This window comes from Pseudoalteromonas sp. Scap03 (genome assembly GCF_013393115.1).
Lineage (GTDB): Bacteria > Pseudomonadota > Gammaproteobacteria > Enterobacterales > Alteromonadaceae > Pseudoalteromonas.
This window is the reverse complement of the sequence record NZ_VDEU01000001.1, coordinates 560001-573835: the sequence shown is the minus strand read 5'-3', so window position 1 is coordinate 573835 and position 13835 is coordinate 560001. Positions and strand designations below refer to the sequence as shown.

Sequence of the window (13835 nt, the reverse complement as noted above, 5' to 3'; positions counted from 1 at the left end):
TAACTCAATAACCAGAGTTCGGGTTAAATAAATGTGGCTATTTCATCCAGCGATTTTTTATCAAGTGCATGCAGAGGCACCGTTGCATGCTCATCGGGGTAGCCTGCAATTAATAGCATATAAGGACGCTCGTTGTCTTTATCACGGCCACAAATATCGGTTAAAAAGCTCATTGGTTTTGGCGTGTGGGTCAGGGTTGCAAGGCCTGCTCGGTGTAGTGCTTGAATTAAAAAACCAGTGGCCAGCCCTACCGATTCATGTACATAGTAATTAGTGTTTTTATCGTCCGTATTTACACCCCCCTTTTTTTGACTAAACACTGCAATCAACCATGGTGCGTGCTCTAAATAGGGTTTATTAGCATCGGTACCTAATGGTTTTAATGCATCAAGCCATTCTTCGCCTGCGCGACCTTCATAAAATGAGCGTTCTAATTTCTCGGCTGCTTCACGAATTTGCTTTTTAACATCTGCGCTATTAATGGCCACAAAATGCCAAGGCTGGTGGTTTGCGCCACTAGGTGCTGTACCTGCCGCTTTTATACAGGTTTCGATTATTTCTTTTGGCACCTGGCGGTTACTAAAGCTGCGAATACTATGGCGGCGTTGGCTAGTTTGTAAAAACTCATTCGCTCGCTCGAGCATTTCCTCTGGCGGGTATTCTATAAAATCGGTTAATGGTTGGCTTTTGTGATCTTGCATGGCTGTTCGCTTCTTATTTTTAGAGTGTTTGGTTTTTATACCGATAGGCTCATTTCTAAGCAAGTGTTATTAAGCTTATTCAATCATAAAAATAAACTGGCAGTAAAAAAATTTTAGCAAAAACAAATTTGAGTAGCAGTAAGATCTCAATGAAACGAGAAAGGGCCTTGCGGCCCTTAGTGTTGCAGCAAGTAACACATTTTTTATAGGTTAAAGTCTACAGCGTAGGCTACATAGGCTTTTACATCAGAGCCGTCCATGTCGTTATCTGATAGACCAAAAGTAAAACCATCTTTAGACACAGATACACCATAATCAATAATATTGTCATCACCGATGAAATCGCCTGAGTAATGCCCTATGTGTAGCGCCATTTCTGTGCCATCGCTACCAACAGCGAAGCTGTAATCGGCATTTAGATACAATGAATCACCAAAATCAGTACCGTCACCATTGGCAGCAGAAGTTGCAAGTACGGCTGCGCCAAATGTAAAACCTTGCACACTAATGCTACCGTAAACTTCAGAAAAATCTGCATCGGCACCTGATGCCGCATCTGGGTATGCGTAATAAATATAACCTACGTCATAACTCACGCTTTCATTAATTGCGCCGCCAAAACCTGCGTATAAGTCTAGCTCGTAGGTCATTTCATCGGCCCAAGACGCATTTGACGCCCAAGTACCCGCATAAAAGCCAGATTCATTAGCGTAATCAATACCGCCAGATACAGCTGCATCGCCCCCAGTTTGCTCTTGTCCGCGCCATAAGTAGTTAGAAGTGGCTGCTGCATTTGCTGTTACTTCAGCACATGCAGTAGTTGATGTCATTCCTGTTAATGCCAATGCACTGATCAATATTGTTTTTTGTAGTTTTAGCATGTCTTATTTCCCATTGTATGATTTTGCACGCCAAGGCTTTTTATTATGAATGACTACAACCTTTTGTTTGGCGGCATTTTATTATGTTACTAATGGGGTATTTGCACTGTGTGTGCCAAATTAAACTTATTTGTTTATAAATTATTTTTATTATTTAAAACAATGTATTGAAAATAATATGAGGTAGGTATACAAAAGTGATTATTTTAAAGGTTCACTTTGCTGGTGCAAAAAGTAGCCTAGCTGCACCATCAAAGCGCTGCTAGGCCATTTGGGTTTGCTTGTTGATTAATTAACCAAATATGGTACGCATTAGGGTAATTGTTTCGTTTACGCCACGACCTTTCTGTACTTCGCTAATAATGGAGTCACGTTTAGCACGAATATGTTCTGGGATATCATCAGCAGCAAGAGCGCGGTCCACTAAAATCTCAGCAGATTCTTTACCTCGGCGTGGCGCTTTACTGCTGCTAGAAGTGCTACGTGTAGGTTTATTAAGTAGCTTAATGTAGTTAGAGTTATCAGCAGTGTTAGTATCTGCATAGTAAAAAAAGCAAGGTATAAGCGCTTTAATATCTACTAATTGGGTTTCTAGTTCATTACCAGCGTTGGCCATTTTAAACCATGACATAGCGTGAATACTTTGTACTACATCTTGCCAATAACGCTCAAAGTCGCGGTTATTTAATTTGGTGATACCTAAAGCTGAGCAAAGTGCATCTAAGCGGCTATTGCTTATTGGTGTAAATACATCAGGGCGGCGCATTGCTAATAAGCGGGTGGCAGGTGCCAGTGTTGGTTTTTCATCACAACCATTAAATGCACTCAAGTAAGCAACTACAAATTGCTGATAATCAGTTTGGGCTACATCACCCTCAAGTGGAATGTTGCTAAGCGCATCGTCGAAGGCACCTGGCAGGTCAGCCAGCATCTGGTGAAAACCTTTGGCGCTTTTGGTAGAGGCAAACCATTCTACATCAAAGTTATAAGTACTCGGATCGAGTGATGCCATATGCTTACCGCTAAAAGCGAGTAAGTCTTCAGGGATCATATCTTTTAACGATTTTTCACGTAGGCCTGCAATATAAGTAGTTAAACGTAACTGCTCATCAAGTGCCACCAGTTCTTTATGTTGCTCTACAAACATACTCACTACTGGCCAAGGCGCTACCCGTAATGTTTTTAATTGTAAAAAGCTAATGGCTGAAATAAGTTGGTCATGCAGCTTTTTTAATAATGGTAATTGTGGGGTTTCGAGTAAGTCATAATTAATGCGGTCGCGGCTTGCGCTTAATAGCTCGTAACACCAACCTAAAAAGTCTTCTGGATGGTTTTCCACTTTCACAGCCATCAGGTTTAGGCTTAGCTCTGAAGATTGCTTCAGAATGTTTTGGTAAATTTGACTTTCTTGCTCGCCTAATGCCATTTTTGACGGTGAAATTAGCAGTTTCTTCATGCCTTGTAGACTCTCCGGTTAGATATACTTTTTAGTCGCTTTATTTTAGCTTATTTAGGCTAAATACAACAGGGGCGCGCATCATACCGAACAATTAAAGGAATGTAATCAGAAGCGTGAATCTTTAAGTTTATTAAAGTGAGTCTTTAAAACCTAATTTAGAAAGAGGATAGCTATGGTTAATAGATTTTTATTTGTTTAACAATGCTTTTCGCGCTAACTCTCGCTATGATAAGAGCATTATTTGCACGTTTGAAAGGATGATCATGAAGACCTTATTTAAAGTTATTGGTGTTATATTATTGGTATGCATAGCACTAATTGTTGCTGCACCTTTTTTAATTCCAACTGATACCATTTTTAATAAAGTGTCTGAGCAGGTTGAAAAAACAACCGGGCGCACATTAACCATAAAGGGAGATAAAACCCTCAGTGTATTTCCTGCATTAAAGCTGGAGCTTAATGATGTGCATTTTGCCAATATGCCGAGCGGCTCTCGCGCTGATATGGCGAGTATGCAGCAGCTTGCAGTTCATATTCCGTGGCTTTCATTACTCGGTGGCGAACTAAAGCTAGAAAAGTTTGTAATTAATGAGCCTGATATTTTGCTAGAAACCGATAAAAGCGGCAAAGCAAACTGGCAGTTATTTGATGCAGTGGCCAAGCAACCAGAGCAACAAACTCAATCGGGTGAGGCAGTCAAACTACCTGAAAACTTTGATATTCAATTAGGTGAAGTCGCTATTTATGGCGGGTCATTTACTTATTTAGATGGTCAAACGGGTGCTAAACAACAAATTAGCGATTTAGAACTGGCTATATTACTGCCTTCACTGCGCAAACAGCTCGAAGTAACCGGTGCTATTACTTATATGCAAGAGCGATTTGAACTTGATGTAAAACTTGATACTCCAGCAAAAGCGATTGAAGGCGCCACATTTAATGTAAAGCAAAAACTTAACTCACGTTTAGTAGATTTAACGTTTGATGGCAGCATAGCCAAACAAGGCCAAGATATTAATGGATTATTAGCACTTAACGGTGATTCAGTTAAAAATATTGCTAACTGGCAAGGGGTTGACTTAAACGCTAAAGACAATGCGTTTAATGCCTTTAGTATCAATGCCCAAATGCACCTGCTCGGTGAAGAGTTTAACCTAACTGAATTAGTTGCAACGCTCGATGCACTCGAGATTAAAGGTAAAAGTAAGGTGAATCTAGGCAGTCGTTTAGCGGTTAATGCTGATATTGACTTAGGCATGCTTGATTTAAATCCTTACTTACCTGAAACCGTAGCTAAAAAAGAAGTCCCAGCAAAAGACGACTCTAAGCCTGCAGAGCCAATAGTGTGGGATGATACTAAAATTGATTTAAGTGGCTTAAATGCATTAGATGCAAATGTGATTGTCCGTTCAAGCGGTTTAAAAGCTAACGACATTAAACTCGGCGCTAACCAGTTTACTGTAGCACTTAAAAATAGCATTGCTAAATTAAGCTTAGATAGCTTTGCCGCTTATGAAGGAACAGGTAAAGGGGGGGTGACTATCAATGCCCAAAATACCCCGTATAAAATAGCAACCAACTTCGATTTAGATAAAATAGACGCACAGCCATTACTTAGCGATGCTGCAGGGTTTGATAAGCTAATGGGCAAGGGCTCTTTAAACTGGAATCTAACCACAGCAGGGCAAAGCCAAAAAACGTTTATTAACGCGCTTAATGGTAAACTAGGGTTCAAGTTCGCTGATGGTGCAGTTAAGGGAGCAAACGTAGCAGAAATGGTGCGTAAGGGTAAAGAGCTAGTTAAAGGCAACTTTAATGCCGTGTCTGAGGGATTAGATACAGGATTTGAGGAATCTGAGAAAACAGATTTCTCTGCACTTTCTGGTAGTTTTAACTTTACCAATGGCGTAGGCAAAAATACTGATTTATCGTTGATCAGCCCTTTAATACGTATTTCAGGTGAAGGAGATGTTGATTTACCGCAAACTCTGGTTAATTACCGCCTAGTAACAGGTTTAGTTGATTCTATTGAAGGTCAAGGTACTACCGATGATAGCACTGGCTTTAAAATTCCCCTGAGGATAAAAGGCCCATTTCATGATGTTGGCATAAAATTAGATATAGGCAGTGCGGTTAAAGATGAAGCAAAAGAAAAAGCTAAAGACAAAATTAAAGACAAATTAAAAGGTTTGTTTGGCTAATTTTAATTACTGATATAAAACAAGGCATCGCTGAGATGCCTTGTTTGTTTTATAACCACCTGTAATTTAGATAAATAGCATAAAAAACCAGTTTCTAATTTAGCGTCCGCATTAAATTAATTAAAAAATAACCTACCACTCCCCTCTCAATGCTGATACAATTGCCCGCCCTTAAGAGACATCTAGTATGTTTTTTGAGTGGAATTCAATCGAAATGTCTTGATTTTAAACAAATTTAAGACAAGTTGTAATTACTACACCGGAGGTCATTAACATGATCCAAATGCAAACTCAGCTGGAAGTTGCTGATAACAGCGGCGCTCGCAAAGTGCAGTGTATAAAAGTCCTTGGTGGTTCACACCGTCGCTATGCAGCGATTGGCGATATCATTAAAGTTTCTGTAAAAGAAGCGATTCCTCGCGGTAAAGTGAAGAAAGGTGATGTTAAAAACGCGGTAGTTGTGCGTACCAAAAAAGGCGTTCGTCGTCCAGACGGTTCATTGATCCGTTTCGACAGCAATGCGGCTGTTATCTTAAATGATAACTTGCAGCCTATTGGTACTCGTATTTTCGGCCCTGTGACTCGCGAACTTCGTAATGAAAAGTTCATGAAAATCGTTTCACTAGCCCCAGAAGTACTGTAAGGAGTCTATCATGGCAGCAAAAATCCGTCGTGATGACGAAGTAATCGTACTAGCAGGTAAAGACAAAGGTAAGCGCGGCAAAGTGCTTTCAGTTGTAACCGAGTCTGGTCGAGTATTTGTCGAAGGCATTAACTTAATCAAGAAACATCAAAAGCCGGTTCCACAGTTGAACCAAGCTGGCGGTATTGTTGAGAAAGAAGCGTCTATCGACGTATCAAACGTTGCGATCTACAACTCGGAAACGAGCAAAGCAGATCGTGTAGGTTTCAAGATTGAAGATGGTAAGAAATTACGTATCTTTAAATCTACTGGTAAAACTATCTAATAGTTGGAGTAGAATGATGGCGAAACTGCATGAAGTATATAAAGACAAAGTAGTTGCTGAACTTCAAGAGAAGTTTGGTTTCAGCTCTGTCATGCAAGTCCCTCAGATCGAAAAGATCACATTAAACATGGGTGTGGGCGAAGCCTTAGCTGACAAGAAGATTTTAGATAACGCTGTTGCGGATCTAGAAGCTATCTCTGGTCAGAAACCTTTAATCACTAAAGCACGCAAATCTGTTGCTGGCTTCAAAGTGCGTGAAGGTTACCCGATTGGTTGTAAAGTAACCCTACGCGGCGAGCGTATGTGGGACTTTTTTGAGCGTTTGGTTTCAATCGCTATCCCACGTATCCGTGACTTCCGTGGTGTAAGTGCTAAGTCTTTTGATGGACGTGGTAACTACAGCATGGGCGTACGTGAACAAATCATCTTCCCAGAAATTGATTATGATAAAGTAGACCGTGTACGCGGTATGGATATCACAATCACTACATCTGCGAAATCAGATGAGGAAGGCCGTGCGTTGTTAGAAGCGTTTAACTTCCCATTCAAGAAATAAGGGTAGGGTTATGGCAAAGAATTCTATGAAAGCGCGCGAAGCAAAGCGCACTAAACTAGTTGCTCAGTACGCTGAAAAGCGTGCAGCACTAAAAGCTATCATCAGTGATGTTAATACATCTGAAGATGATCGTTGGGACGCGGTACTTAAGCTACAAGCTTTACCTCGTGATTCTAGCCCTGCACGTCAACGTAATCGTTGTAACATTACGGGCCGCCCACATGGTTTCCTTCGCAAATTCGGCATGAGCCGTATTAAAGTTCGCGAAGCAGCTATGCGCGGTGAAATTCCTGGCCTTAAAAAGGCTAGCTGGTAATAGAATCATGGGAGTAAGACTATGAGCTTGCAAGATCCTATCGCGGATTTATTTACACGAATCCGTAACGGTCAGTCAGCGAAGAAAGTATCTGTAACGATGCCTAATTCGAAACTGAAAGTAGCAGTAGCTAATGTATTAAAAAATGAAGGTTACATCGCAGACTTCGCAGTAAGTGGTGATGTTAAACCTGAGCTTTCTATCGAGTTAAAGTACTTCGAAGGCAAAGCTGTTATTGAAAATATCCAGCGTGTAAGTCGCCCTGGTCTACGTATCTATAAGAGACGTGACGAATTACCGAAGGTAATGGGTGGTTTAGGTATCGCTATCGTATCAACTTCTAAAGGCCTAATGACAGACCGCGCAGCACGTAGTGCAGGCGTTGGTGGTGAAATCATTGGTTTTGTAGCTTAATCGGAGGGGAACTATGTCTCGCATAGCAAAGGCACCAATAAACGTTCCTGCCGGTGTAGAAGTTACATTAAAAGGCCAGGAAATCACAGTTAAAGGCAAAAACGGTGAACTTACTCGTACTATCAACAATGCTGTTGAAGTACAAGTTAACGACAACGTTATTACAACTTTACCTCGTGAAGGCGTAGCCAATGCATGGGCACAAGCAGGTACTGCTCGCGCTCTAATCAACAACATGGTTGTTGGTACGCATGAAGGTTACGAGAAGAAACTTCAGTTAGTAGGTGTTGGTTACCGTGCTGCAGCTAAGGGCAAAGTTTTAGACTTAACTCTTGGTTTCTCGCACCCAGTTAATTTCGCAGTTCCTGAAGGAATTACGATTGAAACTCCAAGCCAAACAGAAGTTCTAGTTAAGGGCGTAGACAAGCAGTTAGTTGGTCAAACAGCTGCTAACATTCGTGCATACCGTAAACCTGAGCCTTATAAAGGTAAAGGTGTTCGTTATTCAGATGAGAATGTACGCCGTAAAGAGGCTAAGAAGAAGTAAGGTAAGACGATGGATAAAAAAACAGCTCGTCTACGTCGTGCTAAACGCACTCGTAGAAATTATATTGAACAAGGCACAACGCGTCTTGTTATCCACCGCACGCCACGTCACATTTACGCTCAAGTTGTAAACGCTGAGGGTAATGTACTGGCTGCTGCTTCTACTGTTGAGAAAGCTATTAGCGAAACAGTTAAAGGCACAGGCAACGTTGCAGCTGCACAAGCAGTTGGTAAAGCGGTTGCTGAACGTGCGGCTGACAAAGGCATCGAAAAGATTGCTTTTGATCGCAGTGGCTTTAAATATCACGGCCGTGTGAAGGCGCTAGCTGATGCTGCGCGTGAAGCCGGTTTGCAATTCTAGGAGTAGACAATGGCTAACGTAGAAGCAAAGCAACAACAGCCTGATTTAGCTGAAAAGCTAATCGCGGTGAACCGTGTGTCTAAAGTAGTTAAAGGTGGTCGTATCTTTAGCTTTACTGCACTAACTGTAGTTGGTGATGGCGCAGGTAAAGTAGGTTTCGGTTATGGTAAAGCACGTGAAGTTCCAGCTGCTATTCAAAAAGCAATGGAAAAAGCACGTCGTAACATGATCAACGTAGACCTAAATGGCAACACATTACAGCATCCTGTTAAAGGACGTCATGCTGGCTCACAAGTGTTTATGAAACCAGCATCTGAAGGTACTGGTATCATTGCAGGTGGTGCTATGCGTGCAGTACTTGAAGTGACTGGTGTGCAGAACGTACTTTCTAAATGTTACGGTTCTACTAACCCGATCAACGTTGTACGTGCAACGATCTCAGCTCTTGAGAACATGAATTCTCCTCAGTCGATCGCTGCAAAACGTGGTCTTCGAGTAGATGAGATTTTGGGGTAAACCATGGCTAATAAAACTGTAAAAGTAACACAAGTAAAAAGCTCTATCGGTCGTTTACCGAAGCATAAAGCTACATTACGCGGTCTTGGTTTACGTCGTATCAATCACACTGTTGAGTTAGAAGACACAGCATGTGTGCGTGGTATGATCAACCAGGTTTATTACATGGTTAAGGTAGAGGGGTAATTCGATGCATTTGAATACACTTTCACCTGCTGCAGGTTCAAAAACTGCTCCAAAACGTGTTGGTCGTGGTATCGGTTCTGGTCTTGGTAAGACTGGTGGCCGTGGTCACAAAGGTCAAAAATCACGTTCTGGCGGTAAAGTACGCGTTGGTTTTGAAGGCGGTCAAATGCCTATGCAACGTCGTCTACCTAAGTTCGGTTTCACTTCTCGCAAATCTTTAGTATCTGCAGAAATTAACCTATACGAAATCGCTAAAGTTGAAGGCGATGTGGTAGACCTAAGCGCGTTACAAGCAGCTGGTCTAGTTAAAAAGAACGTTCAGTTCGTTAAAGTTGTTAAATCTGGCGAAGTTTCACGCGCTGTTACCGTTAAAGGCCTTAAGGCTTCTAAAGGTGCACGCGAAGCTATCGAAGCTGCCGGAGGCAAGGTAGAAGACTAAGGAAGTACTAATGGCTAAACCAGGTCAAGATACACAAAGTGCACAAGGTGGACTTTCGGAATTGAAGCGCCGATTACTCTTCGTATTGGGTGCTATCATAATTTACCGTCTAGGTTCATTTGTGCCGATCCCTGGGATTGACGCCGCTGTACTTGCCGATTTCTTCGAGCAACAAAAGGGCACCATTGTTGAGATGTTCAACATGTTTAGCGGTGGTGCGCTTGAGCGAGCTTCAGTGTTAGCACTGGGTATCATGCCGTATATCTCGGCTTCGATTATTACGCAACTATTAACGCATATGTATCCGCCGTTTATAGAGCTTAAGAAAGAAGGTGAGCAAGGGCGTAAAAAGATAAGCCAGTACACACGCTACGGCACGCTTGTGCTTGCTACTATCCAATCAATCGGTATTGCCACAAGCTTACCGGGCATGATGAACGGGTTAGTTGTTAACCCAGGTATGGGATTCTATTTCACCGCAGTGGTGAGTTTAGTAACCGGTACTATGTTCCTTATGTGGTTGGGCGAACAGATAACAGAACGTGGTATCGGTAACGGTATCTCAGTTCTAATATTTGTTGGTATTGTAGCTAACCTGCCGTCTGCTATTGGTTCGACAGCCGAAATGGCGCGCCAAGGTGATTTGAATGTTTTTGTACTGTTGATGGTTGCGGTTATAGTATTCGCTGTTACTTATCTTGTTGTATTCTTTGAACGTGGTCAACGACGTATTGTTGTTAACTACGCCAAACGTCAACAAGGTCGTCAAGTATTTGCTGCTCAAAGCACGCATTTACCTCTGAAAGTAAATATGGCGGGTGTTATTCCACCAATCTTCGCTAGCAGTATAATTCTGTTCCCTGGTACAATTGCAAGCTGGTTCGGCCAGGGTGAAGGTCCGGTTGCTGATGTGCTACAAGCAATTGCTACAACGTTGACTCCAGGTCAGCCTTTGTATGCAATGGTTTTAGCTGCGGCTATCATCTTCTTCTGCTTTTTCTACACAGCGTTGGTTTTTAACCCGCGTGAAACAGCAGACAACCTGAAAAAATCTGGCGCATTTATCCCAGGTATTCGTCCAGGTGAGCAGACATCTAAATACATTGATAAAGTGATGACACGCCTGACATTGGCAGGTGCTTTGTATATAACCTTTATCTGTCTGGTGCCCGAATTCATGACTATGGCATGGCAAACGCCATTCTATTTCGGCGGTACATCAATTTTGATTATCGTTGTTGTAATCATGGACTTTATGGCACAAGTACAGACGCATCTGATGTCACATCAGTATGATTCTGTGCTGAAAAAAGCGAACCTTAAAGGCTACGGTCGATAAGGTCAGTTTACGGAGTTGAGCAATGAAAGTACGTGCTTCCGTTAAGAAAATATGCCGTAACTGTAAAGTTATTAAACGTGCTGGTGTAGTACGCGTAATTTGCAGTGAGCCTAAGCATAAGCAAAGGCAAGGCTAAGTAAACAGTCGTGCAGGCTGAGGTTTCTCGGCCTGTGTTTTTAGTTGTGATTTGGTCTTCGTTTGAGTATCCTTACGGGCTTTTCAAACAGATGATTACCAAATTCAAATATAGGAGATGTGTTAGTGGCCCGTATCGCTGGCATTAACGTCCCTGATCATAAACATGCAGTTATTGGTTTAACAGCTATTTATGGCATAGGTAAGACTCGCTCTAAGGCTATCTTAGAAGCGACTGGTATCGCCGAGACCACAAAAATCGGTGAACTTTCAGACGAAACACTTGACGTACTGCGTGAAGCAGTTGGCAAGTACACTGTAGAAGGTGACCTTCGTCGTGAAGTTACTTTGAATATCAAGCGCCTTATGGACCTTGGTTGTTTCCGTGGCCTACGTCACCGTCGCTCTTTACCACTTCGTGGTCAAAGAACAAAGACTAACGCGCGTACCCGTAAGGGTCCTCGTAAGCCTATTAAGCGATAAGGGGATAGTAAAATGGCTAAGACACCAATTCGTCGTAAAAAGGTTAAAAAGCAAGTTGCTGATGGTATGGCTCATGTTCATGCGTCTTTCAACAACACTATTGTAACGATTACCGACCGTCAAGGTAATGCACTATCATGGGCTACTGCCGGTGGTTCAGGTTTCCGTGGTTCACGTAAATCTACTCCATTCGCTGCTCAGGTTGCTGCAGAGCGTGCAGGTACTGCTGCTCAAGAATACGGTTTAAAAAATCTAGAAGTTTTCATCAAAGGTCCAGGTCCAGGTCGTGAATCTGCTGTACGTGCTTTGAATGCTGCTGGTTACCGTATCACCAACATTACTGACGTGACGCCAATACCACATAATGGTTGTCGTCCACCGAAGAAACGTCGCGTTTAACAATAGGTTAGGAGAAATAACATGGCAAGATATTTGGGCCCTAAGCTCAAGCTGAGTCGTCGTGAAGGTACTGACCTGTTCCTTAAGAGCGGCGTAAGAGCTATCGACTCTAAGTGTAAACTTGAGACTGCACCTGGTCAGCACGGCGCTCGTAAAGGACGCTTATCTGATTACGGTTTACAATTACGTGAAAAGCAAAAAGTACGTCGTATTTACGGTGTATTAGAAAAGCAATTCCGTAACTACTACAAAGAAGCTGCTCGCCTTAAAGGCAACACAGGTGAAAACTTGTTACAGCTTTTAGAGCAACGTTTAGACAATGTTGTATATCGCATGGGTTTTGCTAGCACACGCGCTGAAGCACGTCAGTTAGTAAGCCACAAAGCGATTCTAGTTAATGGTCGTGTTGTGAATATTCCTTCATACGTAATTACTCCAGAAGATACTGTTGTAATCCGTGAGAAGTCTAAAACACAAGCACGTATCATCGCTGCTCTAGAGTTGGCTGAGCAACGTGAAAAGCCGACTTGGGTTGAAGTTGACGGTAAGAAATTGGAAGGTAGCTTCAAGCGCCTACCTGAGCGTTCAGATCTGTCTGCGGACATTAATGAACAACTAATCGTCGAACTTTACTCTAAGTAAAGTTAAGAGTTAAGAGAGGATAAAATGCAGGGTTCTGTTACAGAATTTCTAAAACCAAGGTTAGTCGATATCGACGCTATCAACCCAACGCGTTCTAAAGTAGTTTTAGAACCACTCGAGCGTGGCTTTGGTCACACTTTGGGTAATGCCTTACGCCGTATACTGTTATCATCTATGCCTGGATGTGCAGTAACTGAAGTTGAAATCGACGGTGTATTGCATGAGTACAGCGCGAAAGAAGGCGTACAAGAAGACATCATTGAAATACTACTAAACCTTAAAGGTCTAGCGGTAACGTTAGAAGGCAAAGATGAAGTTTTTCTGACCCTGACTAAATCTGGTGTAGGCCCTGTGACTGCGGCAGATATTCAGCACGATGGCGATGTAACAATTGCTAACCCAGATCATGTTATTTGTAATTTAACAACAAATAACAGCGAGATCAGCATGCGTATTCGTGTTGAGCGTGGTCGTGGTTATGTGCCGGCATCTAGTCGTTTATCCTCTGATGACGATGAGCGTCCAATTGGTCGATTGCTGCTTGATGCATCATTCAGCCCAGTTGAACGTATTGCGTACTCGGTTGAATCAGCCCGTGTTGAGCAACGTACAGACTTAGACAAGTTAATCATTGATATGGAAACAAACGGCACTTTAGATCCTGAAGAAGCGATCCGCCGTGCGTCTACTATCTTAGCTGAGCAATTAGATGCATTCGTAGATTTACGTGATGTAACTGAGCCAGAAGAGAAAGAAGAGAAGCCAGAATTCGATCCTATTCTACTTCGTCCAGTTGATGATCTTGAATTAACAGTACGTTCAGCAAACTGTTTGAAAGCCGAGCAAATTCAATATATCGGTGATTTAGTTCAGCGCACTGAAGTTGAGCTTCTTAAAACGCCTAATCTAGGTAAGAAGTCTCTAACTGAAATAAAAGACGTGCTAGCTTCACGTGGTCTTTCTCTAGGCATGCGCCTAGAAAATTGGCCGCCTGCAAGCCTAGCTGAATAATCTAAATCACTATATTAGTTTAGTTAGAAGGATAGGGTCATGCGCCATCGTAAGAGTGGTCGTCAATTAAACCGTAACAGTAGCCATCGTAAAGCGATGTTCAGCAATATGGCAGGTTCTTTGGTGAAACATGAAATCATCAAAACTACTTTGCCTAAAGCGAAAGAGTTACGCCGTGTAATTGAACCTTTAATCACACTGGCTAAGACTGACAGTGTAGCAAATCGCCGTTTAGCGTTTGCTCGCACGCGTGATAATGAAGTAGTTGGTAAGTTATTCAGT

At 42.3% G+C, this 13835-nt stretch carries 21 protein-coding genes (1 of these 21 only partly in view); 18 read left to right on the top strand and 3 right to left on the bottom strand.

Annotated features, from left to right (window positions below; genetic code table 11):
* Nucleotides 1-23: 23 nt before the first annotated feature.
* The 3 genes from FHG08_RS02590 to FHG08_RS02580 form a co-directional block, all read right to left on the bottom strand.
* Complete coding sequence (locus FHG08_RS02590) at nucleotides 24-701, bottom strand: nitroreductase family protein (RefSeq protein WP_138608294.1); 678 nt, start codon at nucleotides 699-701, stop codon at nucleotides 24-26.
* Nucleotides 702-904: 203 nt separating this feature from the next.
* Nucleotides 905-1582: a TorF family putative porin gene (locus FHG08_RS02585; RefSeq protein ID WP_178956715.1), complete on the bottom strand. Its 678-nt coding sequence runs from the start codon at nucleotides 1580-1582 to the stop codon at nucleotides 905-907.
* 292 nt (nucleotides 1583-1874) lie between these two features.
* A complete protein-coding gene (locus FHG08_RS02580) occupies nucleotides 1875-3038 on the bottom strand; it encodes a hypothetical protein (RefSeq protein ID WP_178956714.1) in 1164 nt (387 codons plus the stop codon).
* A gap of 266 nt (nucleotides 3039-3304) precedes the next feature.
* Between FHG08_RS02580 and FHG08_RS02575 the strand changes: the two genes are divergently transcribed.
* The 18 genes from FHG08_RS02575 to rplQ all read left to right on the top strand — a co-directional run.
* Entirely contained in the window at nucleotides 3305-5242 is a 1938-nt protein-coding gene (locus FHG08_RS02575; RefSeq protein ID WP_178956713.1) for an AsmA family protein, read from the top strand.
* A gap of 274 nt (nucleotides 5243-5516) precedes the next feature.
* Nucleotides 5517-5885 (top strand): 50S ribosomal protein L14, encoded by a 369-nt coding sequence (rplN, locus tag FHG08_RS02570; protein ID WP_008115397.1) that lies wholly within the window; start codon nucleotides 5517-5519, stop codon nucleotides 5883-5885.
* A gap of 10 nt (nucleotides 5886-5895) precedes the next feature.
* On the top strand, nucleotides 5896-6210 hold the full coding sequence (gene rplX / locus FHG08_RS02565; protein WP_004589210.1) for a 50S ribosomal protein L24: 315 nt from the start codon (nucleotides 5896-5898) through the stop codon (nucleotides 6208-6210).
* Nucleotides 6211-6226: 16 nt separating this feature from the next.
* Nucleotides 6227-6766: a 50S ribosomal protein L5 gene (rplE, locus tag FHG08_RS02560; RefSeq protein WP_010392500.1), complete on the top strand. Its 540-nt coding sequence runs from the start codon at nucleotides 6227-6229 to the stop codon at nucleotides 6764-6766.
* Nucleotides 6767-6776: 10 nt separating this feature from the next.
* Nucleotides 6777-7082, top strand: a complete 306-nt coding sequence (gene rpsN, locus FHG08_RS02555) for a 30S ribosomal protein S14 (RefSeq protein ID WP_006794245.1) — start codon at nucleotides 6777-6779, stop codon at nucleotides 7080-7082.
* A gap of 21 nt (nucleotides 7083-7103) precedes the next feature.
* Nucleotides 7104-7496 carry a 30S ribosomal protein S8 gene (gene rpsH, locus FHG08_RS02550; protein ID WP_008115392.1) on the top strand — a complete coding sequence of 131 codons (393 nt, stop codon included), beginning with the start codon at nucleotides 7104-7106 and terminating at the stop codon, nucleotides 7494-7496.
* Nucleotides 7497-7509: 13 nt separating this feature from the next.
* The gene (rplF, locus tag FHG08_RS02545; RefSeq protein ID WP_008115390.1) at nucleotides 7510-8043 is read left to right on the top strand and encodes a 50S ribosomal protein L6; all 534 of its coding nucleotides are present in this window, start codon (nucleotides 7510-7512) and stop codon (nucleotides 8041-8043) included.
* Nucleotides 8044-8052: 9 nt separating this feature from the next.
* On the top strand, nucleotides 8053-8403 hold the full coding sequence (gene rplR, locus FHG08_RS02540; protein ID WP_008115388.1) for a 50S ribosomal protein L18: 351 nt from the start codon (nucleotides 8053-8055) through the stop codon (nucleotides 8401-8403).
* A gap of 9 nt (nucleotides 8404-8412) precedes the next feature.
* A complete protein-coding gene (gene rpsE, locus FHG08_RS02535; protein ID WP_008115387.1) occupies nucleotides 8413-8919 on the top strand; it encodes a 30S ribosomal protein S5 in 507 nt (168 codons plus the stop codon).
* Between the two features lie 3 nt (nucleotides 8920-8922).
* On the top strand, nucleotides 8923-9105 hold the full coding sequence (gene rpmD / locus FHG08_RS02530; RefSeq protein ID WP_008115384.1) for a 50S ribosomal protein L30: 183 nt from the start codon (nucleotides 8923-8925) through the stop codon (nucleotides 9103-9105).
* Nucleotides 9106-9109: 4 nt separating this feature from the next.
* The gene (gene rplO / locus FHG08_RS02525) at nucleotides 9110-9544 is read left to right on the top strand and encodes a 50S ribosomal protein L15 (RefSeq protein WP_008115382.1); all 435 of its coding nucleotides are present in this window, start codon (nucleotides 9110-9112) and stop codon (nucleotides 9542-9544) included.
* 10 nt (nucleotides 9545-9554) lie between these two features.
* A complete protein-coding gene (gene secY, locus FHG08_RS02520) occupies nucleotides 9555-10883 on the top strand; it encodes a preprotein translocase subunit SecY (protein ID WP_008115380.1) in 1329 nt (442 codons plus the stop codon).
* 22 nt (nucleotides 10884-10905) lie between these two features.
* Entirely contained in the window at nucleotides 10906-11019 is a 114-nt protein-coding gene (gene rpmJ, locus FHG08_RS02515) for a 50S ribosomal protein L36 (protein ID WP_002959476.1), read from the top strand.
* Nucleotides 11020-11144: 125 nt separating this feature from the next.
* Entirely contained in the window at nucleotides 11145-11501 is a 357-nt protein-coding gene (gene rpsM / locus FHG08_RS02510) for a 30S ribosomal protein S13 (RefSeq protein WP_008115377.1), read from the top strand.
* 12 nt (nucleotides 11502-11513) lie between these two features.
* Complete coding sequence (gene rpsK / locus FHG08_RS02505) at nucleotides 11514-11900, top strand: 30S ribosomal protein S11 (RefSeq protein ID WP_002959471.1); 387 nt, start codon at nucleotides 11514-11516, stop codon at nucleotides 11898-11900.
* A gap of 21 nt (nucleotides 11901-11921) precedes the next feature.
* Nucleotides 11922-12542 carry a 30S ribosomal protein S4 gene (rpsD, locus tag FHG08_RS02500; RefSeq protein WP_002959461.1) on the top strand — a complete coding sequence of 207 codons (621 nt, stop codon included), beginning with the start codon at nucleotides 11922-11924 and terminating at the stop codon, nucleotides 12540-12542.
* A gap of 24 nt (nucleotides 12543-12566) precedes the next feature.
* Nucleotides 12567-13553, top strand: a complete 987-nt coding sequence (rpoA, locus tag FHG08_RS02495) for a DNA-directed RNA polymerase subunit alpha (protein WP_008115371.1) — start codon at nucleotides 12567-12569, stop codon at nucleotides 13551-13553.
* A gap of 39 nt (nucleotides 13554-13592) precedes the next feature.
* Nucleotides 13593-13835: the 5' portion of a 50S ribosomal protein L17 gene (rplQ, locus tag FHG08_RS02490; protein ID WP_008115370.1), read on the top strand. Its footprint extends 159 nt past the window's final position; the window shows 243 of its 402 coding nt (coding positions 1-243); the start codon lies at nucleotides 13593-13595; its stop codon lies off the right edge, out of view.

Coding starts and splice junctions, on each gene's coding strand:
- rpsD (WP_002959461.1), top strand. CDS start 11,922: ATGGCAAGATATTTGGGCCCTAAGCTCAAGCTGAGTCGTCGTGAAGGT.
- rpsE (WP_008115387.1), top strand. CDS start 8,413: ATGGCTAACGTAGAAGCAAAGCAACAACAGCCTGATTTAGCTGAAAAG.
- FHG08_RS02575 (WP_178956713.1), top strand. CDS start 3,305: ATGAAGACCTTATTTAAAGTTATTGGTGTTATATTATTGGTATGCATA.
- rplR (WP_008115388.1), top strand. CDS start 8,053: ATGGATAAAAAAACAGCTCGTCTACGTCGTGCTAAACGCACTCGTAGA.
- secY (WP_008115380.1), top strand. CDS start 9,555: ATGGCTAAACCAGGTCAAGATACACAAAGTGCACAAGGTGGACTTTCG.
- FHG08_RS02590 (WP_138608294.1), bottom strand. CDS start 701: ATGCAAGATCACAAAAGCCAACCATTAACCGATTTTATAGAATACCCG.
- FHG08_RS02585 (WP_178956715.1), bottom strand. CDS start 1,582: ATGCTAAAACTACAAAAAACAATATTGATCAGTGCATTGGCATTAACA.
- rplF (WP_008115390.1), top strand. CDS start 7,510: ATGTCTCGCATAGCAAAGGCACCAATAAACGTTCCTGCCGGTGTAGAA.
- rpoA (WP_008115371.1), top strand. CDS start 12,567: ATGCAGGGTTCTGTTACAGAATTTCTAAAACCAAGGTTAGTCGATATC.
- rplO (WP_008115382.1), top strand. CDS start 9,110: ATGCATTTGAATACACTTTCACCTGCTGCAGGTTCAAAAACTGCTCCA.
- FHG08_RS02580 (WP_178956714.1), bottom strand. CDS start 3,038: ATGAAGAAACTGCTAATTTCACCGTCAAAAATGGCATTAGGCGAGCAA.
- rpsK (WP_002959471.1), top strand. CDS start 11,514: ATGGCTAAGACACCAATTCGTCGTAAAAAGGTTAAAAAGCAAGTTGCT.
- rpmJ (WP_002959476.1), top strand. CDS start 10,906: ATGAAAGTACGTGCTTCCGTTAAGAAAATATGCCGTAACTGTAAAGTT.
- rplN (WP_008115397.1), top strand. CDS start 5,517: ATGATCCAAATGCAAACTCAGCTGGAAGTTGCTGATAACAGCGGCGCT.
- rplE (WP_010392500.1), top strand. CDS start 6,227: ATGGCGAAACTGCATGAAGTATATAAAGACAAAGTAGTTGCTGAACTT.
- rpsN (WP_006794245.1), top strand. CDS start 6,777: ATGGCAAAGAATTCTATGAAAGCGCGCGAAGCAAAGCGCACTAAACTA.
- rplX (WP_004589210.1), top strand. CDS start 5,896: ATGGCAGCAAAAATCCGTCGTGATGACGAAGTAATCGTACTAGCAGGT.
- rpmD (WP_008115384.1), top strand. CDS start 8,923: ATGGCTAATAAAACTGTAAAAGTAACACAAGTAAAAAGCTCTATCGGT.
- rpsH (WP_008115392.1), top strand. CDS start 7,104: ATGAGCTTGCAAGATCCTATCGCGGATTTATTTACACGAATCCGTAAC.